Annotated in this window: 23 protein-coding genes and 1 pseudogene; all 24 read left to right on the forward strand. The window is 40.9% G+C overall.

The genetic code is table 11. The annotated features are described in order from the left end of the window. The first annotated feature begins 21 nt into the window (after positions 1-21). On the forward strand, positions 22-1,188 hold the full coding sequence (fliH, locus tag ACRWQN_RS07965) for a flagellar assembly protein FliH (protein ID WP_434940401.1): 1,167 nt from the start codon (positions 22-24) through the stop codon (positions 1,186-1,188). After that, positions 1,157-2,497, forward strand: a complete 1,341-nt coding sequence (gene fliI, locus ACRWQN_RS07970; protein WP_434928737.1) for a flagellar protein export ATPase FliI — start codon at positions 1,157-1,159, stop codon at positions 2,495-2,497. Before fliH ends, fliI begins: the two co-directional genes overlap by 32 nt. Before the next feature lie 75 nt (positions 2,498-2,572). Beyond that, a complete protein-coding gene (gene fliJ, locus ACRWQN_RS07975; RefSeq protein WP_434930143.1) occupies positions 2,573-3,019 on the forward strand; it encodes a flagellar export protein FliJ in 447 nt (148 codons plus the stop codon). A 194-nt stretch (positions 3,020-3,213) separates the two neighbouring features. Beyond that, a complete protein-coding gene (locus tag ACRWQN_RS07980) occupies positions 3,214-4,845 on the forward strand; it encodes a flagellar hook-length control protein FliK (protein WP_434940402.1) in 1,632 nt (543 codons plus the stop codon). Between the two features lie 116 nt (positions 4,846-4,961). Beyond that, the gene (locus ACRWQN_RS07985; protein WP_434940403.1) at positions 4,962-5,087 is read left to right on the forward strand and encodes a hypothetical protein; all 126 of its coding nucleotides are present in this window, start codon (positions 4,962-4,964) and stop codon (positions 5,085-5,087) included. Beyond that, positions 5,057-5,485: a flagellar basal body-associated protein FliL gene (fliL, locus tag ACRWQN_RS07990; RefSeq protein WP_434940616.1), complete on the forward strand. Its 429-nt coding sequence runs from the start codon at positions 5,057-5,059 to the stop codon at positions 5,483-5,485. The genes ACRWQN_RS07985 and fliL overlap by 31 nt, the downstream gene beginning before the upstream one ends. A 28-nt stretch (positions 5,486-5,513) precedes the next feature. After that, positions 5,514-6,542: a flagellar motor switch protein FliM gene (gene fliM / locus ACRWQN_RS07995; protein WP_226410452.1), complete on the forward strand. Its 1,029-nt coding sequence runs from the start codon at positions 5,514-5,516 to the stop codon at positions 6,540-6,542. A gap of 10 nt (positions 6,543-6,552) precedes the next feature. Beyond that, positions 6,553-6,936 carry a flagellar motor switch protein FliN gene (fliN, locus tag ACRWQN_RS08000; RefSeq protein WP_226410451.1) on the forward strand — a complete coding sequence of 128 codons (384 nt, stop codon included), beginning with the start codon at positions 6,553-6,555 and terminating at the stop codon, positions 6,934-6,936. Positions 6,937-7,062: 126 nt separating this feature from the next. Further along, positions 7,063-7,464: a flagellar biosynthetic protein FliO gene (gene fliO / locus ACRWQN_RS08005; RefSeq protein ID WP_434940404.1), complete on the forward strand. Its 402-nt coding sequence runs from the start codon at positions 7,063-7,065 to the stop codon at positions 7,462-7,464. Further along, positions 7,457-8,215: a flagellar type III secretion system pore protein FliP gene (gene fliP / locus ACRWQN_RS08010; protein ID WP_226410450.1), complete on the forward strand. Its 759-nt coding sequence runs from the start codon at positions 7,457-7,459 to the stop codon at positions 8,213-8,215. The genes fliO and fliP overlap by 8 nt, the downstream gene beginning before the upstream one ends. Before the next feature lie 8 nt (positions 8,216-8,223). Then, positions 8,224-8,493 (forward strand): flagellar biosynthesis protein FliQ, encoded by a 270-nt coding sequence (fliQ, locus tag ACRWQN_RS08015; RefSeq protein ID WP_434928742.1) that lies wholly within the window; start codon positions 8,224-8,226, stop codon positions 8,491-8,493. Between the two features lie 4 nt (positions 8,494-8,497). Then, positions 8,498-9,300, forward strand: a pseudogene (gene fliR / locus ACRWQN_RS08020) (flagellar biosynthetic protein FliR). An 11-nt stretch (positions 9,301-9,311) separates the two neighbouring features. Continuing rightward, positions 9,312-10,445, forward strand: coding sequence for a flagellar biosynthesis protein FlhB (flhB, locus tag ACRWQN_RS08025; protein WP_434940405.1), 1,134 nt, complete (start codon positions 9,312-9,314; stop codon positions 10,443-10,445). A gap of 133 nt (positions 10,446-10,578) precedes the next feature. Then, a complete protein-coding gene (flhA, locus tag ACRWQN_RS08030) occupies positions 10,579-12,678 on the forward strand; it encodes a flagellar biosynthesis protein FlhA (RefSeq protein WP_434940406.1) in 2,100 nt (699 codons plus the stop codon). Positions 12,679-12,707: 29 nt separating this feature from the next. Then, entirely contained in the window at positions 12,708-14,102 is a 1,395-nt protein-coding gene (flhF, locus tag ACRWQN_RS08035) for a flagellar biosynthesis protein FlhF (protein WP_434940407.1), read from the forward strand. Positions 14,103-14,106: 4 nt separating this feature from the next. Continuing rightward, complete coding sequence (locus tag ACRWQN_RS08040; protein WP_226415986.1) at positions 14,107-14,988, forward strand: MinD/ParA family protein; 882 nt, start codon at positions 14,107-14,109, stop codon at positions 14,986-14,988. Continuing rightward, a complete protein-coding gene (locus ACRWQN_RS08045) occupies positions 14,981-15,700 on the forward strand; it encodes an RNA polymerase sigma factor FliA (RefSeq protein ID WP_226410444.1) in 720 nt (239 codons plus the stop codon). Before ACRWQN_RS08040 ends, ACRWQN_RS08045 begins: the two co-directional genes overlap by 8 nt. A 43-nt stretch (positions 15,701-15,743) precedes the next feature. Continuing rightward, positions 15,744-16,127: a chemotaxis response regulator CheY gene (cheY, locus tag ACRWQN_RS08050; protein WP_007649667.1), complete on the forward strand. Its 384-nt coding sequence runs from the start codon at positions 15,744-15,746 to the stop codon at positions 16,125-16,127. A gap of 13 nt (positions 16,128-16,140) precedes the next feature. Further along, entirely contained in the window at positions 16,141-16,878 is a 738-nt protein-coding gene (locus ACRWQN_RS08055; protein ID WP_434928747.1) for a protein phosphatase CheZ, read from the forward strand. A gap of 15 nt (positions 16,879-16,893) precedes the next feature. Next, positions 16,894-19,104, forward strand: coding sequence for a chemotaxis protein CheA (locus ACRWQN_RS08060; protein WP_434940408.1), 2,211 nt, complete (start codon positions 16,894-16,896; stop codon positions 19,102-19,104). A gap of 24 nt (positions 19,105-19,128) precedes the next feature. Then, the gene (locus tag ACRWQN_RS08065) at positions 19,129-20,352 is read left to right on the forward strand and encodes a protein-glutamate methylesterase/protein-glutamine glutaminase (protein WP_434940409.1); all 1,224 of its coding nucleotides are present in this window, start codon (positions 19,129-19,131) and stop codon (positions 20,350-20,352) included. After that, complete coding sequence (locus tag ACRWQN_RS08070; RefSeq protein ID WP_434940410.1) at positions 20,345-20,851, forward strand: membrane anchored protein in chemotaxis locus; 507 nt, start codon at positions 20,345-20,347, stop codon at positions 20,849-20,851. Before ACRWQN_RS08065 ends, ACRWQN_RS08070 begins: the two co-directional genes overlap by 8 nt. Positions 20,852-20,895: 44 nt before the next feature. Next, positions 20,896-21,690: a ParA family protein gene (locus tag ACRWQN_RS08075; protein WP_434940411.1), complete on the forward strand. Its 795-nt coding sequence runs from the start codon at positions 20,896-20,898 to the stop codon at positions 21,688-21,690. Continuing rightward, positions 21,674-22,987: a chemotaxis protein CheW gene (locus tag ACRWQN_RS08080; RefSeq protein ID WP_434930136.1), complete on the forward strand. Its 1,314-nt coding sequence runs from the start codon at positions 21,674-21,676 to the stop codon at positions 22,985-22,987. Before ACRWQN_RS08075 ends, ACRWQN_RS08080 begins: the two co-directional genes overlap by 17 nt. The last annotated feature ends 2 nt before the right edge of the window (positions 22,988-22,989 follow it).

Below are 22,989 nucleotides of genomic sequence, written 5' to 3' on the forward strand. Positions count from 1 at the left end.
GTATATAACATTGGCTAAACTATGACTGACTCAAAAATATCCAAGAAAGTGTTAAATGTTGAGGATGAACATGAGTTCAGCCATTGGCAGCTGCCGGATGTCACCGAAGATATTTCAGCTAAACCCTCAAACCTATACGGTAAAAAAGAAGGTGTATATCAGTCTTCTGTTGCCGTGGTTGATAAAGTCGTGTCTATGCCGACTATGGCTCAAATCGAGGAGATTCGAGCAGATGCAGAAAACGAAGGGTTTGAGCAAGGCAAACAAGAGGGGCTTAAACAGGGGCTTGAACAAGGTCGACTAGATGGATTAGCCCAAGGCCATGAAGAAGGTTTTACTCAGGGGCAAGAGCAGGGTTATGAAGCTGGAATGGTTAAAGCCAATCAACTGGCAGAGCAATTATCCTCATTAATCAATCAGTTTCAACAGCCTTTAGCTATTTTGGATGCTGAAGTTGAGTCAGAAGTGTTAGCAATGACATTGGCGTTAGCCAAAGCCGTTGTACAACAAGAACTGAAAATGCATCCAGAGCATATTGCAGCCACTATTCGTCAAGGCGTAGATGCTCTGCCAATAAAAGAGCAACGCGTAAAATTAAGATTGCATCCTGATGATGTTGCTTTAGTGATATCTTTATACGGTGAATCACAATTAACCCAAAATGATTGGCATCTAGAAAGTGACCCAAGTTTATCGGTAGGTGATGTATTTATTGATAGTACACGTTCAAATGTTGACTTACGTTTATCACAACGTATTTTACAGGTATTTGGCAGCCTTGATGAACAATCAGCTCAGTTAGCTCGTCAAGTTCAGCTGGCAAAACATGAAGATAGCGTTTATACCACAAAACAAGTTGATACCGACCTATCATCTGTTGATGTTAGTTCTACCCACGACAACAATCATGATAAAAATCACAATGATGATTCAAGCGATGAACATTCGACTGTATCTGAGCCTGACGCCACAGCGTCATTAATCGACAATGTGCCAGAGTCAATTTCTGAAACACCAACTAATACAGTCGGTTCTGCGCAAGCGGCTATAGATAAAGAGCAATCAGACTCACAATCACAATCTCTCGAAGTAGAAGCAATTGACATAGCTTCATCTAAACACGCTGATACGCAAATTACTGAGCAAGGTGAAGTTGATGAAAGACCGCCAACATCAGTTACTGAATAAACTTAAAACCCATCATCTTAAGGTTGCTCCTGTACGCCCTATTGCTAGCGGCCAGTTAGTGCGTGTTGTAGGGTTAACGCTAGAAGCGACTGGGTGTCGTGCACCTGTGGGCAGTTTGTGTTCAATTGAAACTATGGCTGGTGAGCTGACGGCTGAAGTTGTTGGATTTGATGATAAATTATTATATTTAATGCCTGTTGAAGAGCTTCGGGGGGTATTACCTGGCGCAAAAGTGCAGCCTTTAGGTGAGCAAGAAGGCTTAAAAGTAGGCTTAAGTTTGTTGGGCCGCGTATTAGATGGCAGCGGTCAGCCCCTTGATGGGCTGGGCCCATTAACCACAAGTGAACAGGCTTCTCGTCATCCTCCTTATATCAATCCCTTATCTCGACGTGCAATTACCGAGCCTTTAGATGTTGGGGTTCGTGCTATTAATGCCATGTTAACAGTGGGTAAGGGTCAGCGAATGGGCTTATTTGCTGGTTCTGGTGTGGGTAAGAGTGTTTTATTAGGCATGATGACCCGTGGTTCAAATGCCGATGTTATTGTCGTTGGGCTCGTTGGCGAGCGTGGCCGAGAAGTTAAAGAGTTTATAGAAGAGATATTAGGTGATGAAGGACGTGCCCGTTCAGTTGTTGTAGCAGCACCTGCCGATACCTCTCCATTAATGCGCTTGAGGGCATGCGAAACATCGACTCGTATAGCAGAATATTTTCGAGACTTAGGTTATAACGTATTGTTATTAATGGATAGTTTAACCCGTTATGCTCAAGCTCAACGTGAGGTGGCTTTAGCGATTGGTGAGCCGCCCGCAACAAAAGGCTATCCACCTTCCGTGTTTGCTAAGTTGCCTAGATTAGTTGAACGTGCGGGTAATGGTGGCCCAGGTCAGGGGTCTATCACGGCTTTTTATACTGTCTTAACCGAGGGGGATGATTTGCAAGACCCTATTGCTGATGCATCGCGGGCTATCTTAGATGGCCACGTGGTGTTATCGCGTCGGCTTGCTGATTCAGGCCATTATCCGGCTATTGATATAGAGCAATCCATTAGTCGCGTAGCGCCTATGGTGATCAGTGATGAACACTTAGAGGCAATGCGCCGCGTTAAACAAATGTACTCTCTTTATCAACAGAATCGAGATTTGATTTCTATTGGGGCATATTCTCAAGGGAGTGATCCGCGGATTGATAATGCGATTAGGTTACAACCTGCAATGAATGCCTTTTTACGTCAGGGTTATAAAGAAGCGATTAGTTTTGACAGTAGCGCTATTATGATGACGCAAATAGCGGGTCAATGTCAGAATTAATTCAAAGCAATATTTATTCTACTGTTGATTTATCAGGTGTGTTGATTTATTCGGTGTGTTGATAAGAGGTAACCTATGGCAAGTGATCCGTTATTTACCGTTCTCAAATTAGCGACTGAAGCTGAAAGTCAAGCCGCCATGCAGCTTAAGTCGGCGCAATTTGAAAAACAGAAACGGCAAGGTCAGTTAGATGCGCTAAATAACTACCGTCTCGATTACATGAAGCAAATGAAAAGCCAACAAGGGCAAAGTATTAGCGCCAATCAATATCATCAATTTCATCAATTTATTAAACAGGTCGATAGTGCTATTACTCAGCAAGTAACAGCTGTTCAAGATGCTGAATACCAGATAAGTTATCGTCAAACTCATTGGCTTGAAAAACAACAAAAACGTAAAGCCATTGAAATGTTGTTAGCCAACAAAGCAGAAAAAGCACAAGTTGCAGAAACTAAGCGCGAGCAAAAAATGTCTGATGAGTTTGCAATGCAACAATATATTCGCCAGCGCTTAAATAAGTAGCTTTCTTGATAAGACGATAATCAAATTGCAACTATTATGTTGGCACTTTTATTGCTTAGTATCTACTACGTAATAATTAATCGTCATTGAAGTGGCGTTGTGACATTTTATTTAGCGTGTTATTGGGCGGTAGATTAAATACACAAAAGATGATTGATTATCTTCTTTTAGATTGAGTTTGTGGAGCATATATAATGCAACAGATGAGTAATATTCTCTTAACTGGTACGAGTAAGTCTACAGGCTCACAGGCTAAAGATGCTATTCAAGTATCTGAAAGTAAATCATTTATAGATGAATTTAATCAAGCAAGCCAAATGTCTTCTTTTCAATCGGCTAAACTTGTTAATACGAGTAAACAGTCTGAGCAATCTGCAATCACCACTATTGATGTTGACTTATCAGAGCCTCTAGAGGGAACTGATATTGAGCTTATTTTCGCTCAATTAGACATGGCGCAGTCATTTGACAAGTCAAAGGGTGACGGACAAATATTGCCGATATTTGAGGTTAAGGGTGAAAGTAATGTTACAGATGATGGCAGTCTTGATGCTATAACGCAGGCTTTATCTAACATTGATGGCATTGAAAGTGATTTTGACATTTTGGATAATCAAGTCGCTAGTAATGACACTGATAGTGACATTACTAACATAGATCTATTAGAAAATAGCCTGTTTAGTAATATGATTCAATTACCGCTTGAAGGTGAGTCTAATGACGAATTTTTGGCATCATTGTCTGATTCAGAAAAAGAATTGTTGAGTGATTTTTCAACTTTATCAGCAGAACAGTTAATTGCGCTGAGCCATGATGATTTAGTTAACCTTGTAGCTGACTTTAATTTACAAGCTCCGGTGCTTGATGAATCTATTTTAGACTTAGCAGCTAAAAATTTAGAGGTTAAATTGGATCCTATTGCTGCTAATTCACTCAATGATGTCTCTCCAGCGATTACAGGTGTGCCCCTTCAAGCTCCAATGTCTGCTATGGCTAGTGCCAATATGGCTAAAAATATCATTCAAGACAGTGATGCGACTAAATTAACGAATGACTCTTTGGGTCAAAAAAATAATGCTTTATTTAGCTCGGTGGGCACTCAAGATAGTGATAATATTTTGGGCGATAAAGCTCCTAGTCCAGCTAACGTCGTTGAGCCAATGGCTGTGGCGCAGGTTGACTCAAAAACGCCAGCTTCTGCTGAGTCGCTTAAAACAGCTTCTGTTGCAGCGTTAACCAATATAGATAGCGAATTAGCCAAATCAGCTCGTATTGACGTTTTTGGTGCTCCGGATGAAGCGATTGATGTAAAGGCGATGCAAAATCAAAGTAGTTTTACCCCTATTCATAAAAGTGAAGTACCGCAGTTTCAATTATCTTTAAAGCAGCAGGGTGAATCTCAAGTTCAAATGCAGGAGATGATTCAACGTTTTTCACCTGTAATGAAGCAGCAATTGATCACTATGGTGAGTAATGGCATTCAACAGGCGGAAATTCGCCTTGATCCACCTGAGTTAGGTCACTTGACGGTTAAAATTCAGATAAATGGCGATCAAACTCAAGTACAGTTTCATGTTACGCAGTCACAAACTCGTGAATTGATTGAGCAAGCAATCCCTAGATTAAGAGACATGTTAGCGCAAGAAGGATTACAACTTACCGACAGCCAGGTTTCTCAAGGTGGCGGAGGACGGGATGGACAGCCGCAAGACTCATCGGAACGCTATGCTGAACAGCAAGATATGGATGAAAATTCCGCGGTAGAGCATTCAATGTTTCAAAATCATCCAGAGAGTTTACAATCAGGTATAGATTATTACGCTTAAGTCGGTAATCTATAGCATAATTATTATCTTAAAGGTTCATAAGCTAACTAAGCGGTTTATGTTACCCTTATTAGATATTCGCATAGTTGATACGCATAATTTGTTTAGGGATCTCCATGGCTGAAGAGTTAGAGCTTAATGAAGCAAGCAGTGAACCAAAAAAATCAAAAAAATTAATCCTTTTCGGTGGAATTGGGTTAGTTGCAGCACTATTAATTGGGGGGGAGCATGGTTTTTTCTAGGCTCTGACGAGCCTGCTGCAGCTGCTCAAAGTGATGATGTTGGTGCGGTTACCGAATCCTCTTCTCAAGCACCAACTAATGAAGCAAATTATGTCGGTATGCCAAGACCATTTTTGTTCAATTTGCCTGGGGTCGATAGATCTCGTTTAGTTGAAATTAAAGTGCAATTAATGGTGCGTGGCGCTGATGATGAAACTGCAGTTAGAAAGCACATTCCCTTAATTGAAGATGCTTTACTAACCACTTTTAGCGGTGCAGATGTTCAAAAGTTAAGTACACAAGCGGGTAAAGATGAAGTACGTCAATTGGCGTTATTAAGTGTACAAAATACCTTGCAACCTGTTACTGGAAAGCCTCTTGTTGAGAAAGTGCTATTTACTGGTTTTGTGATGCAATAATCCAGATGGATAGAGTTAAGGTGAACATGTGAGTGATTTATTAAGTCAAGACGAGATTGACGCACTATTACATGGTGTTGATGATGTTGATGAGGATGATGGTGATATAGGTGGCGAAGATGCGCGATCTTATGACTTCTCGTCTCAAGATCGTATCGTTCGTGGCCGAATGCCGACACTGGAAATTGTCAATGAACGATTTGCTCGTCATCTACGGATCAGCATGTTTAATATGATGCGCAGAGCGGCAGAAGTGTCTATCAACGGTGTGCAAATGTTAAAGTTTGGCGAATACGTGCATACGTTATTTGTGCCAACTAGCCTAAATATGGTGCGTTTCAGCCCTTTAAAGGGAACTGCGCTAATTACTATGGAAGCGCGCTTAGTCTTTATACTGGTAGATAACTTTTTTGGTGGTGATGGTCGCTTTCATGCAAAAATTGAGGGCCGTGAATTTACGCCGACAGAGCGAAGAATTATTCAGTTATTATTAAAAATCATTTTTGAAGATTATAAAGACGCTTGGGCACCCGTGATGGATGTCGAGTTCGAATATTTGGACTCTGAAGTTAACCCCGCAATGGCTAACATTGTTAGTCCGACAGAAGTGGTAGTGATTAACTCTTTCCATATTGAAGTGGACGGCGGTGGTGGTGATTTCCACATCACGCTGCCTTATTCGATGATAGAGCCTATACGCGAATTACTTGATGCAGGTGTGCAAAGTGATAAACAAGATACCGACATGCGTTGGTCTCAGGCATTACGTGATGAAATTATGGACGTGAAGGTTGGTTTTGACGCCAATATTATTGAACACGAAGTGACGCTTCGTGATGTTATGGGGTTTAAAGCGGGTGATATTATCCCGATAGATTTACCTGAACATATTATGATGCGTATCGAAGATTTACCCACTTACCGATGTAAATTGGGGCGTTCACGCGATAACTTAGCGTTAAAAATTAGTGAAAAAATTCCGCGACCTGAAACAGTAAAGTCTGAGTTGCAATTGGTAACACGCAAAGGTAAGTCGCGTGATATTTCAGAATTATAAGGTGATGTAAATGAGCACAGAAGATACCGGCGATGATTGGGCAGCAGCAATGGCTGAGCAAGCAATTGAAGAAGCTGAACAAATTGAGCTTGATGAATTAGTTGATGATTCAAAGCCGATTTCTAAAGAAGATGCCGCTAAGTTGGATTCTATTTTAGATATTCCGGTAACTATTTCAATGGAAGTTGGGCGCAGTTTTATCAGCATTCGTAATTTACTTCAACTAAACCAAGGTTCAGTTGTCGAGTTAGATAGGGTGGCAGGTGAACCATTAGATGTGATGGTCAACGGTACCTTAATTGCCCATGGTGAAGTGGTTGTGGTCAATGATAAGTTTGGTATCCGACTGACAGATGTTATTAGCCAAACTGAGCGTATTAAAAAACTAAAATAGTATTAATTATGTGTATTTAGTTTATTTTTTATAGTCCTTTTTATATTGCTCTTTAATCATCAATGGTCACTTAAGTGCTGATATTTTTAGTAATCACTTAAGTGACATATGGCTCAAGGATTAACCGTGTCATACCTAACTGTTGCTTTATCCAATGCCATTACAACAGCACAAGTGTTACCCGTGGCTGATGTAGCGACATCGGTAAATAACACCTCTACAGTCTCTACCTTAGCAAATATGCTTGGTGGTCTTATTGTTGTAGTTGCGCTTATTATATTACTCGCCTATATCGTTAAAAAGCTCAATCTTGTTCCGAGTCAAAATGGGATTATAAAGACGATTGCGATGACACCTGTAGGTCAAAAAGAGAAGTTGATGGTGGTTGAAATTAATCAACAGCAATACTTACTCGGCGTGACATCCCAGCAAATTAATTTAATCGATAAACTTGCAAGCCCCGTTGAAGCCTCTACTCATTCATTTGCCCAAAACCTACAACAAGCTAAGGAAAGACATCATGAGTAAAGTGTTTCAAGCAATACTCTGGGTCTCGGTGTTGGCTGCGACAGTTTGGTCTTCAGGTACAATCGCACAAGATGGGGTATTGCCAGCGCTAACCGTAACCACAGGTGCCGATGGCGCGACAGAATATTCGGTTACCATGCAAATATTATTGCTGATGACCGCCATGAGCTTTATTCCTGCTATGGTGATAATGCTAACTTCATTTACCCGCATTATTGTTGTGTTATCTATTCTTCGACAAGCATTAGGCTTGCAACAAACTCCATCAAACCAGGTGTTAATTGGCCTCAGTTTGTTTATGACATTTTTTATCATGGCACCCGTTTTTGATAAAATTTATGCCGAAGCGGTAGAACCCTATATGAATGAATCGATGACACTTTCCCAAGCATATGATGTTGGCAAAGAACCAATTAAAAGTTTTATGCTGTCACAGGTAAGAACCACAGATTTGAAAACTTTCATTGAAATATCAGGTTACAAAGACATTCAATCTCCTGAACAAGCCCCAATGGTTGTCATTGTGCCAGCCTTTATCACCAGTGAGTTAAAGACGGCTTTTCAAATTGGCTTTATGTTATTTGTGCCATTTTTAGTATTAGATTTAGTGGTCGCCAGTATCTTGATGGCAATGGGTATGATGATGTTGTCACCCATGATTGTGTCGCTACCCTTTAAGATTATGTTATTTGTGCTGGTTGATGGCTGGAGTCTCGTGATGGGTACCCTAGCTAATAGCTTTGGCATTTAGGAGAAGACATGTCTCCCGAGTCCTTAATTGATGTTTTTCGTGAAGCACTATCAATAATTGTATTGATAGTCTCAGCGATTATTTTACCCGGTTTAGGAATTGGTCTAGTGGTTGCTGTGTTTCAAGCAGCAACATCGATTAATGAGCAAACATTGAGTTTTCTACCTAGATTATTGGTGACTTTATTTGCATTGATGTTTCTAGGACACTGGCTTATACAGACTATGATGGATTTTTTCTTCGAGATGATTAACCTTATCCCTGTAGTGATTGGGTAGGCCGATGGAAATATTGTTTGATGAAATCAGTCAGACAATTGCCATGTATCTATGGCCGCTCTTTCGCATATCAGCCATGTTGATGACCATGACTGTCTTTGGCGCCAATACAACGCCCTCTCGCGTCAGATTACTTTTCTCAATGGCATTTACGTTTGCCATTGTGCCTGTACTCCCCCTGTTGAAAATGTAGAGCTATTTGCACTTAGCTCAGTGTTTATTACTTTACAACAGCTTTTAATTGGTACTGCAATGGGCTTTGTGAGTGTGATGATGATGCAAACATTCGTGCTGACAGGACATATTATTGGTATGCAAACCAGTTTAGGTTTTGCATCAATGGTTGATCCGGGCTCTGGTGAGCAAACCCCTGTGGTGGGTAATATATTCTTGCTTCTTGCTACGTTAATATTTTTAGCTGTTGATGGTCACTTACTAATGTTTAGAATGATTGTCGCCAGTTTTGAAACTATTCCAGTATCGGCAGAAGGTATTAATATTACCACCTATAAAAATCTTGCTGAATGGGGATCTTATATGTTCGGCGCGGCACTAACTATGTCTATCTCAGCCATTGTTGCGTTATTATTGATCAATTTATCTTTTGGTGTAATGACCCGTGCATCACCACAGTTGAACATCTTTTCAATAGGTTTTCCAGTCACCATGGTTAGCGGATTAGTGATATTGTGGCTAACATTAGGTCCTATCATGGCACATTTTGATGAAGTATGGTTAGCAGCCCAATTATTGATGTGTGATATTTTACAACTGCAATGCCAAATTGATGGTGATGTTGCTTTTTAAGGACACAGTAAATGTCAGAAGCTGACAGTGGTCAAGAACGCACAGAAGAGCCCACCAGTAAGCGTCTTGAACAGGCGCGTGAAAAAGGTCAGGTTGCTCGCTCTAAAGAGTTAGGCACTGCTGCGGTATTACTTGCTGCATCGGTTGGCTTTGCTATGACTGGGCCTGCTATCGCCAAAAGTTTATATACCATAATGAAACAAATTTTTACCATGGAGCGAGATCAAATCTTTGATACTAATTCGATGTATCGAATTTGGGGCGTGGTGGGCAATGAGCTTGCTTGGCCTTTGGTAAGTTTTATTGCTTTGCTCGCTTTGGTATCTTTTTTGGGCAATATCGTTTTAGGTGGCTTGTCTTTTTCTGTAAAAGCTTTTATGCCCAAGGGCAGTAAAATGAGTCCCGTTAGTGGATTTAAGCGAATGTTTGGAACGCAGGCGTTAGTGGAGTTAACTAAGGGTATAGCCAAATTTTCGGTAGTAGCCATTGCTGCGTATTTCTTACTAAAGTTCTATTTTTACGATATTTTAATGTTGTCTAGCGACCATTTACCTGGCAACGTTTACCATGCTTTAGATTTATTAGTATGGATGTTTATTCTGTTATGTTCCTCGATGCTAATCATTGTGATTATTGATGTACCGTTTCAAATTTGGAATCACAATAAACAACTTAAAATGACCAAACAAGAAATTAAAGACGAGTACAAAGATTCTGAAGGCCAACCTGAAGTTAAAGGCCGTGTCAGACAACTGCAACGAGAAATGGCGCAAACAAGGATGATGGCCGAAGTGCCCAATGCTGATGTTATTGTGGTCAACCCTGAACACTATGCTGTAGCGGTTAAATATGATGTTGCCCGCTCCTCCGCACCATTTTTAATTGCTAAAGGAGTTGATGATGTTGCATTTAAAATTCGTGAAATCGCTCGTGAGCATAACGTTGCGATTGTGTCTGCACCACCATTAGCAAGGGCTATTTATCATACAACAAAAGTAGGTCAACAAGTGCCAGAAGGCTTATTTACCGCTGTTGCTCAGGTGCTTGCATATGTATTTCAGTTAAAACAATACCAAAAAGGTAAGGGGCGTCGTCCTATACCAGTCCCGTTAAAACAACCCATTCCGGATGAACTAAAGCATTAATAACACTCTTAGATTGTTTTTTAATCCTAGTAAATAGATTCTATTATCAAATTATGATTGAATTTTTTTGTTGGCTTAATTCTTGCTATTTGACTGTACGCGTCAAAAATTCATCAGTAAAAGGCTTTCGCGAATGGATGTAAAAGCAGTTTTCGGGCAATTTAAACAAATCCGACCATCAACCTTTAAAGGAATTGGTACGCCTCTGTTAGTGTTGGCGGCATTAGGGATGATTGTTTTACCGATCCCGCCATTCTTATTAGATATCTTGTTTTCATTCAACATTGCACTGGCTTTAGTCGTGCTGCTTGTCGCTATTTATACCGACAGGCCACTCGATTTCGCCGCTTTCCCCACAGTACTTTTAGTGGCTACTTTACTAAGACTTGCCTTAAATGTGGCTTCAACTCGAGTGGTATTACTAGAAGGTCATAATGGTGGCGACGCGGCGGGTAAAGTCATTGAAGCCTTCGGTTCAGTGGTTATTGGTGGTAACTATGCTGTTGGCTTAGTTGTATTTTTAATCTTGATTATTATCAACTTTGCTGTTGTTACTAAAGGTGCAGGTCGTATCTCAGAGGTCAGTGCGCGGTTTACCTTGGATGCTATGCCCGGTAAACAAATGGCCATTGATGCTGACTTGAACGCTGGCATTTTAAATCAAGATCAAGCGCGTATTCGTCGCGAAGAAGTCACTCGCGAGGCAGACTTTTATGGTGCGATGGACGGTGCCTCAAAATTTGTAAAAGGCGATGCCATAGCCGGTATTATGATTTTGGTGATTAACATGTTGGGCGGCTTCGTCATTGGTATGGTTCAGCATGGAATGGATTTTTCTAGTGCAGTAGAAGTTTACACTCTACTGACTATTGGTGATGGTCTAGTCGCTCAAATACCTGGTTTACTACTTTCAATTGCAGCTGCTCTAATGGTTACTCGTCAAAATGAATCTGGTGACATGGGCCAGATGATGATGAGTCAGATGTTTGACAAGCCTAAGTCGTTAGCTATTGCAGCAGGTTTGTTATTTGTTATGGGTATTGTACCTGGTATGCCACATGTTGCCTTTATCAGTTTTGCATTTTTGACAGCCGGTGCGGCTTATTTTGTTAACAAACGTATTAATGATAGAAAATCCGCAGCATTAGAGCTTGTCAAAAAAGGCCCGCCAGATATTAAAGATAAAGAACCAAAAGATTTAAGTTGGGACGATGTTCGTCACGTTGACACTATCGGTTTAGAAGTCGGATATAGACTCATCCCCTTAGTTGATAAAGGTCAAGGTGGAGAGTTATTAAGTAGAATTAAAGGGGTGCGTAAAAAGCTATCACAAGAGTTAGGTTTTCTAGTGCCAGCAGTGCATATTCGTGACAATCTCGATTTATCGCCAAATTCATATCGTATTCATTTAATGGGCGTGGTGGTTGGTGAGGCTGAGGTGAGGCATGATTGTGAGTTAGCCATTAACCCTGGGCAGGTTTATGGCAAGCTTGATGGCATAGAAACTACCGATCCTGCATTTGGGCTAGAAGCCGTTTGGATTGCACCAGAGCAACGTGAGCATGCGCAAACACTAGGCTATACAGTGGTAGATACTGCAACTGTGGTAGCAACTCATATCAGCCAATTACTCAGTAATAATGCTGCTAAGTTATTAGGCTATGAAGAAGTACAACAATTAATGGACATGCTTTCTAAACAGTCACCAAAACTTGTTGATGGCTTTATACCGGATGTAATGTCGCTAGGTAATGTGGTTAAAGTAATGCAAAATCTATTGAATGAAGGCGTGTCTGTGCGTGACTTACGTACTATAGTGCAAACTTTGCTGGAATACGGCACCAAAAGTAATGATACTGAAGTACTTACCGCTGCAGTTCGAATCGCGCTAAAACGTATGATTGTGCAAGAAATATCCGGACCTGAGCTAGAAATCCCCGTCATTACTTTGGCTCCAGAGTTGGAACAAATGTTGCATAAGTCTATGCAGGCGACAGGGGGAGAGGGGCCAAATATTGAACCAGGCCTTGCAGAACGCATGCAGCAGTCATTACTTGATGCTTCACAGAAACAAGAAATGGTCGGTCAGCCAGCCATTTTATTGACATCAGGCATGCTACGTTCAACTCTGTCACGATTTGTTAAGTACACTATTCCAAATTTAAGGGTAATTTCGTATCAAGAAATTCCAGATGAGAAACAGATACGGATTGTTTCATCTGTTGGCCAATAGTGATAACGTCAGATAAAAGAGGTGCGTAAGTGAAAATTAAACGATTTTTTGCCAAAGATATGCGCGCAGCATTAGCGCAAGTAAAAGAGACCCTTGGCTCTGACGCTGTCATTATGTCGAATAAAAAAGTGGCAGGCGGGATCGAGATTGTCGCCGCCGTTGATTACGATGAGCCTAAGGCGAGTGCCGCTATGGCGGCACCGACTCCAGGCTTTATGGATCTAAGTGAGGATCGCGTATCACTTGCATCTAACTCTGTAATCAAGGCAAAGACAAAAATTAATCCACCGCCAGCGGCAGATTCATTACAAGCGTTGTTAGAGAAACAACAAAGCCGCTTAAGTCAGCAAATGCCTCCTAAAAAAGATGACTCTGATTTACCTGAATGGGCGCGCCAATTACAAGGCGTGACAGCTGAGGCGAAGCCAGCTAAACCCCAATATCAGCAACAAGCTGGATTTGATAAGCAGTCAAAAAATAATAAGGTCAGTTCGACCGAAATGGATGCGCTTCGTGAAGAAATGGCTTCATTACGTAACTTACTGACTCATCAAGTATCTTCATTGATGACTGAACAAAAAAAGCGGAAAGATCCTGTGGGTGCTATGCTTGAAAGTAAACTACTTGCTGCAGAGTTTTCAGCACCCGTTTCAGCTAAACTTTCATCTTTGAGTCAACACTATAATCCAGCGGAATTAGTGCGTTCATTACCACAAAGTTTGGCTAACTTACTTGATAACCAAGGTGATGATATTGTAAAGCGCGGAGGCGTTGTGGCTTTTGTTGGACCAACTGGTGTTGGTAAAACGACATCTCTGGCAAAAATTGCTGCACGTTTTGCAGCACAACATGGTGCAGATCAAGTTGCACTTATTACAACGGATCATTATCGTATTGGCGCCTATGAGCAATTAGCAACTTATGGCAAAATAATGGGTTGTCCAGTAAAGCAAGCACATGATGTCACCGAGCTAGAACAGATTTTGTACCAATTTAGAAGTCGCAAGTTAGTACTTATAGATACAGCGGGTATGGGGCAACGTGATATGCGTCTTTATCAACAACTTGATAATTTGACAGCAAACAGTAGGATCCCAATTCGCAGCTATTTAGTGATGTCGGCAACAGGGCAACGCAGGGTATTACAAGACGCGGTTAATCATTTTAAACGCATTCCATTAGCGGGTGTAATTTTAACCAAATTAGATGAATCTGTATCAATTGCAGGTGCATTGAGCGTTCTGATACAAAATGAGTTACCATTAAGCTATGTGACTGATGGCCAACGTGTTCCTGAAGACATAAAAGTAGCAGATACTTTAGCTCTGGCTAAGCAAGCTTTAGCCGCGTTAAATGAAACAGAACAAGTAATTTCTCAAGACACAAGCGCATGGTCGAATGAAATGACTTATGCATTCGAGTAAGAATATGACCCGTGATCAAGCAAGTGGTTTACGTATGATGAATCAACCAAATAACGAAAAAGTTAAAGTAATTGCCGTATCCGGTGGAAAAGGTGGGGTAGGAAAAACCAGTGTTTCTATAAACACTGCCGTTGCCCTAGCGGAAAAAGGTAAACGTGTTTTAGTATTAGATGCGGATCTTGGTTTAGCTAACGTTGATGTGATGTTAGGAATTCGTGCCGAGAAAAATTTATCTCATGTTTTATCTGGCGATGCCGAATTAGACGATATCATTGTTCGAGGCCCTAAAGGTATTGGTATTGTTCCTGCAACGTCTGGAAGCAGAGCTATGGTTGAATTAACCCAGGCTCAACATGCAGGATTAATTCGTGCTTTCAGTGAGATGCGTACACAGTTTGACATATTAATTGTCGATACCGCGGCAGGTATTTCAGATATGGTACTGAGTTTCTCAAGGGCATCACAAGATGTATTAATTGTGGTATGCGATGAACCGACATCTATTACAGATGCCTATGCACTGATAAAAATATTAAGCCGTGAACACGGTGTATTTCATTTCAAAATTGTGGCTAATATGGTACGCAGTTTACGTGAAGGAATGGAATTGTTTGCTAAACTAAGTAAAGTAACGGATCGGTTTTTAGATGTTGCTTTAGAGCTAGTTGCAACCGTGCCATTTGATGAGAATTTGCGTAAGTCTGTGCGAAAGCAAAAGTTAGTTGTTGAGGCGTATCCAAAGTCGCCATCAGCCATTGCTTATCACGGCCTGGCAAATAAAATTATGAGCTGGCCAGTTCCACAACAGCCGGGTGGACACTTAGAGTTTTTTGTTGAACGTTTAGTCCAACGCAAAGAAACACAAGAGGATAGAGTGAGTGAATAAAGCCGCCGCGTATACTCAGTTCGATAATAAAACATCCGTTGTTGAACAGTATGCACCGCTGGTAAAAAGAATTGCACATCATATGTTGGCGCGATTACCTGCTTCAGTGCAACTCGACGACTTGCTACAGTCTGGCATGATAGGGTTACTTGAAGCGTCATCAAAATTTGATGACACCAAAGGGGCTAAGTTTGAAACCTTTGCAGGCATTCGGATACGCGGTGCTATGATTGATGAAATCCGCCGTGGTGATTGGGTTCCTCGTTCAGTTCATCGCAATAATCGCCGGGTTGCGCAGGTTATTGACGAACTAGAGCAAGGATTGGGACGTGATGCTCGTGACACAGAAATTGCAGAAAAACTTGATATGTCGCTCAATGAGTACCATCATATTTTAAATGATGTTTCTGTTGGGAAAATCATAGGCATAGAAGATTTAGGTATTTCGCAAGATGTGTTAGTCACAGATGATGGAATACCAGATGATAATTTTGAAGCATTAGCTGAAACGCAATTTAAATCAGCGCTGGTGGAAGCAATTAAAACCTTACCAGAAAGAGATGCATTAGTACTTTCACTGTACTATGACGAAGCGTTAAACTTAAAAGAAATCGGTGCAATTCTTGAAGTAAGCGAATCTAGGGTTAGTCAGATATTAAGTCAGGCTATGCTTAGATTAAAAGGCAAACTCAAGCATTGGACACAACAATAATTATTAATTAGAGCACTAGAGTGTCAGCTCACCGGAGGAAACCTTGGACAAGAATATGAAGATTCTTATTGTTGACGACTTTTCAACAATGCGACGTATCATAAAGAACTTGTTGCGAGACTTGGGATTCAATAATACCCAAGAAGCAGATGATGGATCAACAGCCTTACCTATGTTGCAAAAAGGTGATTTTGACTTTGTTGTAACAGATTGGAATATGCCTGGTATGCAAGGTATTGATTTGCTGAAGGCTATTCGTGCCGATGATTCATTAAAACATTTACCTGTTTTGATGGTTACGGCAGAAGCTAAGCGTGAGCAAATTATTGCAGCCGCCCAAGCAGGTGTGAATGGATATGTTGTTAAACCTTTCACAGCGGCTACCCTTAAAGAGAAATTAGATAAAATTTTTGAACGTCTCGCTTAAGCAAGGATAAGTTATGCAGCCAATAATATCGGGGTTAATTACTCTCGAGCAGGCCCAGCAACTTGTCGAACTGCTTACTGCGGGGGAGCAAGATCAAGCTGACGACGTTGTTAGAGAACTCGCTACACCAATACAGCGTGAATTATTTGAAGAAGTCGGGAAATTAACACGTCAACTTCATAGTGCACTTCAAGATTTTCAGGTAGATAACCGTTTATCAGAATTAGCCAAGGTTGAAATACCGGATGCTAAAGAGAGATTAAATTACGTTATTGATATGACAGAACAAGCTGCAAATAAAACCATGGATGCAGTTGAAGAATGTTTACCTTTGGCCGATACAATAATTACCAATATAAAATCTGTTACCCCTATGTGGGATAAGTTAATGCGTCGAGACATAGAGTTGAGTGAGTTCAAAAAACTTTGTCATGATGTTCAGCAGCTTATGTCACATAGTGAACACGATACAACCCGTTTACGACAATTACTAAATGAAATACTGATGGCGCAGGATTTTCAAGACTTAACAGGGCAAATGATCCGTCGAGTTATCGACTTAGTTCGCGAAGTCGAAAATAATCTAGTCTCTATGTTGACAGTATTTGGTGATTATACGCCGCAACCGGAAACTGTTAAAAAAGAGAATAAAATAGAGGCAGAGGGCCCAATTATGCACGCAGAATTGCGTGATGACGTGGTCGCAGGTCAAGATGAAGTTGATGATTTGCTATCCAGTCTGGGTTTCTAATTAGGAGTCAGTTGAATGTCATTTGATGTTGATGAAGAGATACTCCAGGACTTTTTGGTAGAGGCTGGTGAGATTTTAGAGCTTCTTCAAGAGCAGTTAGTTGCGCTTGAAAATAATCCTGATGACAGTAATTTGTTGAATGCTATTTTTCGCGGTTTCCATACTGTAAAAGGTGGAGCTGGTTTTTTAAGTTTGAAACCTATGGTAGACGTCTGCCATGAAGCGGAAAATACCTTCGATCTATTGAGAACCGGCAAACGGAGTGTTAATGCAGAATTGATGGATATCATTTTGCAGGCAGTTGATGCTATTAACATTATGTTTGCCCAAACTCAGCAAGGCGAAGAACAAGATCCTGTTGAAGTCGAACTACTTAATAAATTGAAGCTACTCAGTTCGGGTGCACCTTTGCCATCAGAAATGGGCGGGCAGAGTGAAGAGCTGATTCAAGAGTCAGTAGAAGAACTCGTAGAGGAAATCGCGCCTGTCAATCAACCAGAATTCATTGAAGACAATGTTAGCGCTGACACTAATATTGACGAAATAAATGAGTCCGAATTTGAAGCATTATTAGATGCGCTTCATGGTCAAGGTAATAGCCCTGTAGCAACTACTTCATCAACGGCTAAAACACCTCAGCAATCAGCTCCAGCTCCTGTTGGCTCAGATGAAATTTCTGATGACGAATTTGAAGCATTGTTAGATGAACTTCATGGTTCAAATAAATTAAATGCAGCTGAGAGTAAACCTGCACCAGCTAAATCTGTAGAGCCTCCAGTTCAAATGGTAGACTCAGATGATATAACCGACGACGAGTTTGAGAAATTACTTGATGAGCTTCACGGGAAAGGTTCTTCGCCTGCTAAAGTAGATACTTCCTCGTCAAGCTCTGCTGCAACACTCAAAACTGCCGCACCCAAAAACGTTGAGCCAGTAAAGGCCGCTGCAGCTCCAGTTCCTCAACCTAAAGCACCTGCTCCTGTAGCAAATGTTGACGTGGTTATTAAAGATAAGGCGCCAACAAAAGCGGCTGCATCTGTTCCTCAGGGAGAAACAACTGTTCGTGTTGATACCGCTAGACTTGATCAAATTATGAATATGGTCGGTGAGTTGGTATTAGTCCGAAATAGGTTAGTTAGTTTAGGCGTTACTCGTGAAGACGAGGAAATGTCAAAAGCACTGGCAAATTTAGATTTAGTTACTGCTGATTTGCAAGGCGCAGTAATGAAAACTCGTATGCAGCCAATTAAGAAGGTTTTTGGTCGCTTTCCGCGGGTTGTGCGTGACTTAGCGCGTACACTTAATAAAGAAATTGATTTAGTTATGATTGGTGAAGAAACCGATCTAGACAAAAACCTCGCCGAAGCTTTAGCCGACCCGTTAGTGCATTTAGTGCGTAACTCGGTTGATCACGGGATTGAAATGCCTATTACCCGTGAGGCGAATGGCAAGTCAAGAACAGGTACTATTACATTATCAGCAAGCCAAGAAGGCGATCACATCTTACTGAAAATTGAAGATGATGGTGCAGGAATGGACCCACAAAAGCTGAAAGAGATAGCTATTACCCGTGGTGTGCTTGATGAGGATACTGCATCTAGAATGACAGATTCCGAAGCATATAATTTAATTTTTGCGCCAGGCTTTTCAACTAAAGTGGAAGTATCAGATATTTCTGGTCGGGGCGTGGGTATGGACGTGGTGAAAACCCGTATTACTCAGCTAAACGGTACTGTTCATATCGACTCATTGAAGGGCAAAGGCACTGTTTTAGAAATTAAAGTACCGTTAACGTTAGCTATTATGCCGACCTTAATGGTAGATGTATCTAAGCAAGTGTTTGCGTTACCGCTATCAAGTGTCAATGAGATCTTCCATCTTGATTTAACCAAAACCAATGTTGTAGATGGTCAGCTAACCGTTATTGTACGTAATAAAGCCGTACCATTATTTTATTTAGAGCATTGGTTGCACAGCCATAAAACTAAGTTTAAACATGGTGATAAAAAGCACGGCCATGTCGTTATTGTTCAATTAGGTACAAAACAGATTGGCTTTGTGGTTGATGGTTTAATTGGACAGGAAGAAGTGGTTATTAAGCCGTTAGGAAGTATGCTACAAGGTACGCCGGGTATGGCGGGGGCAACAATTACCTCAGACGGTGGTATTGCGCTGATTTTAGATGTACCAGGTTTATTAAAACAGTACGCCAAAAATAAAAAATAAAAGTTCCATTATTTAAGGAATGAAATGGCTATAAAAGTATTAGTTGTTGACGACTCAAGCTTTTTTCGACGTCGAGTCAGTGAGATTGTTAATCAAGATCCTGAACTCGAAGTTGTGGGCGTGGCTGTCAATGGCGAAGAAGCTGTTAAAATGGCGGCAGAACTTAGTCCGAATGTCATCACTATGGATATTGAAATGCCAGTGATGGACGGTATAAGTGCTGTTCGCGCGATTATGGCAAGTACCCCTGTTCCTATTCTTATGTTTTCATCATTAACTCATGATGGTGCTAAATCGACTTTAGATGCACTTGAAGCTGGGGCACTTGATTTTTTACCTAAACGTTTTGAAGATATTGCTACAAATAAAGATGATGCGATACTTCTGCTACAACAACGTATAAAAGCGTTAGGGCGTAGAAGGGTGTTTAGACCTGTTAGCCGTATATCACCATCTGCTCCTACAGCTTATAGGTCTTCTAGTTCACTTACTGGCAGCTTAAGTTCATCCAACACAAATTTAAATAGTGCCAATGCGGCAAGTTCGTTAACCTCTCGTAGGAGCTTATCGTCTTCTTCAGCTGACACTTCAACACGAACGACGTTAGGCTCAACATTAGGTAATGCATCAACAGTCCCGAACTTACCTTCTTCTATTCGTGCCAGTGGTAAATCATATAAATTATTGCTAATTGGTACTTCTACAGGCGGTCCAGTAGCCTTGCAAAAGGTGTTAACTCAATTCCCTGCAAATTACCCGCATCCCATTTTACTTATTCAACATATGCCAGCGGCGTTTACACCTGCTTTTGCTACTCGTTTAGATAGCCTTTGCCAGATTAGTGTAAAAGAAGCGGCAAGTGGCGATGTGCTTAAGCCTGGCTGTGCATATTTAGCGCCGGGTGGTATGCAAATGTTAGTAGAAAAAGCGGGTATATCAGGTCGGTTAAAAGTTATCCCTGGAAACAGTGACATGAACTATAAACCCTGCGTAGATATTACCTTCGCATCGGCATCTAAAGCCTATGGGGGAGACATTTTAGCCGTAGTATTAACAGGCATGGGCGCAGATGGACGTGAAGGGGCTAGAATGCTGAAAGCTGCTGGTGCCAATATTTGGGCGCAAGATGAAGCAAGTTGTGTTGTATATGGTATGCCACAAGCTGTTGCCTCAGCAGGCATTGCTAGTCACTCTATTAGCTTGGACAACATGGCTGAGTCAATTTTAAAAGAGACTTCCCGTGGCTAGTCAAGGTTTTAAATATTACCGTGGCAGCGTCGGTATCAATTTAATGCTTTTTTTATTAATGTTAGCGGTAATCGCGCTATCGAGTTTATATTTTGACGCCCTTAAAAAAAATGATCTTTTAAAGGCAGATGTAGAACGGTTGGCAGCTTCACAAGTGTTACTGATGGTACCTGATGAGCAAGCTGCTGATATTGCAAATTGGTTAGCGCAACATCCAGATCAAACTGAAACAATTATTGAGTTTGCAGGTCGTGATAAGAGCAGCACTTATGGGAATGTCGGTGAAAACTTACCCCAGCAAAGTGTGTTATTAGGGCCACAAATAGCAACAGAGTTCTCTAAAACTGAGCCTTCAGCTACTCAAATGGTTCACGATAATCTACCGACAGATGTGTTAGTGTCTGAAAATGCTGATGGTGTAAAAGTTATTCGCTTACCTCATGGTGGTATAAGAGTAACTACACGTGAATTACCTAAAGAAACTGAATCAAAACGCTAGCATGATAGAATCTCACTCATAATAACAGGCCGAGGAATGAATACTTGAAAGTCTGGACCGTAGCAAATCAAAAGGGTGGGGTAGGTAAAACCACAACTGTGGCAAGTTTGGCTGGCGCTATAGTTAAGCGTGGGCAGCGTGTTTTAATGATAGATACAGATCCTCATGCTTCACTAGGTTATTACTTAGGCATTGATTCTGAAGAGGTTCCAGGCTCGCTTTATGATGTATTTGTAAATCATAAGTCGCTTACCGCAGAATTTATCCAACAATATATTATGCCAACTCAACTTGAGGGGCTTGATTTACTGCCAGCAACAATGGCATTAGCAACATTAGACCGAGCATTAGGGCATCAAGAAGGTATGGGCCTGGTGTTACGTAATCTACTCGTGTTACTAGAAGATAAATATGATATTGCCATTATTGATTGTCCACCCGTTTTAGGTGTATTGATGGTTAATGCATTAGCGGCGAGCCAACATATTGTTATTCCTGTTCAAACTGAATTTTTGGCGATTAAAGGTTTAGACAGAATGATTAAAACGATGGAGCTAATGGGGCGTTCTAAAAAGACTCGGTATAGCTATACTGTCGTGCCGACAATGTATGACAAACGCACAAAAGCTTCTCCGATAGCATTGTCGTACATGCAAGAGAAATATAATAAAAACCTATGGCCAGATAATGTGATCCCCGTAGATACTAAGTTTAGGGATGCCAGTTTAGCGCACTTACCTGCATCGCATTATTCTCCATCTAGCCGTGGAGTAAAAGCCTACAATTTTCTGTTAAATTACCTTGATTCGCGGGAGTTAGCACATGTCAAAATCGGTTGATGAAACTGTTTTTGATTATTTTACAATGCTCCTCACTGAGCCGACTTCGGACACTACTGAGGATACACAAACTGCGCAATCGAATGATGCAAAGCAGGGATTTGTTGCATCTGAGAATTCTGACTCTACAGGGCTGATATCAAAAGGTAAAATAAGTCGAACAAGTTCTGACAAGTTAGTTTCAAATTTAATCACTAAAAAGTCCACAGCAGAGATAAAAACCTTACCAGACTCTCATTTTGCAAAAGGCCTTTCTGAACCAGAAAAACTATCTGAGACGAGGTTTATTTCAAAAAGAGTGGATACGGCGGATGCGATAGGTGTTGATCAAATCGATGATAAATACTCTAAAACTTCCTTTGAGGCGTTAAATAAACCAAATGCTGCAGTTAAATATCAGCAGCCATTAAATTCGATTCTAGAAAGAAGTTTTGCAGAACCAAGTGAGAATATTAATAAGCAAGCACTTGAAAAGTTATTGTCGGCAGTCTCAAAGCCTGAAGTAAAACCTGACGTCAAAACTGAAGCTATGCCAGATTCTTCTAAAATGACAATAACAGCTCAGGAAATTAAGGCCAGTGCAGATAAGGTAAGACAAAATTTAGGACTGCCAATAGAGGAATCGATTAAAAAAACTGCAGTTGATCCACTTTCATTACAAAAAACACTAAATGCCAATAAAGAAATCAAGCCTTTAGTCGATATAAATTTAACAGAAACAACTCCAAGTTCTGTAAATGAAGCTATTATAAATAGTGAAGAGAAACTTGATGTAGTACCTGAGACACAATTAGGTGCAATACCACCGAGTATCACTCACGATTTACAGCAAGTGCTTGATGATGAGTTTCAAGTACTGTTTTTTAATGTTGCTGGCTTAACATTAGCAGTACCCCTAGTTAATTTAGGTGGTATTGTAAAAGTGGAACGAATAAACCATTTAATAGGCCGTCCTAAATGGTTTTTAGGGGTTCAGCCCTATCGAGAACAAAAAATTAATGTGGTGGATACTTGTGCCTGGGTGATGCCAGAGAAATATTCTCCTGAAATGGCTGAGTCGATAGATTATCAGTATCTGGTGATGCTGGACGATAGTCGATGGGGACTGGCTTGTGAATCGCTAGTCAATGCCGTCAAGATTAATAAATCACACGTCAATTGGCGTGAGAAACCGGGTAAGCGTCCGTGGCTTGCCGGAGTTGTAAAACAACAAATGTGTGGCATATTGCATGTACAAGCTTTGATTGACATGCTTGATGCAGGTTTAGGTTGTCAGGATTCGATTGACCGAGGTTAACT

It is taken from the genome of Shewanella sp. HL-SH8 (assembly GCF_051165765.1).
Lineage (GTDB): Bacteria > Pseudomonadota > Gammaproteobacteria > Enterobacterales > Shewanellaceae > Shewanella > Shewanella glacialimarina.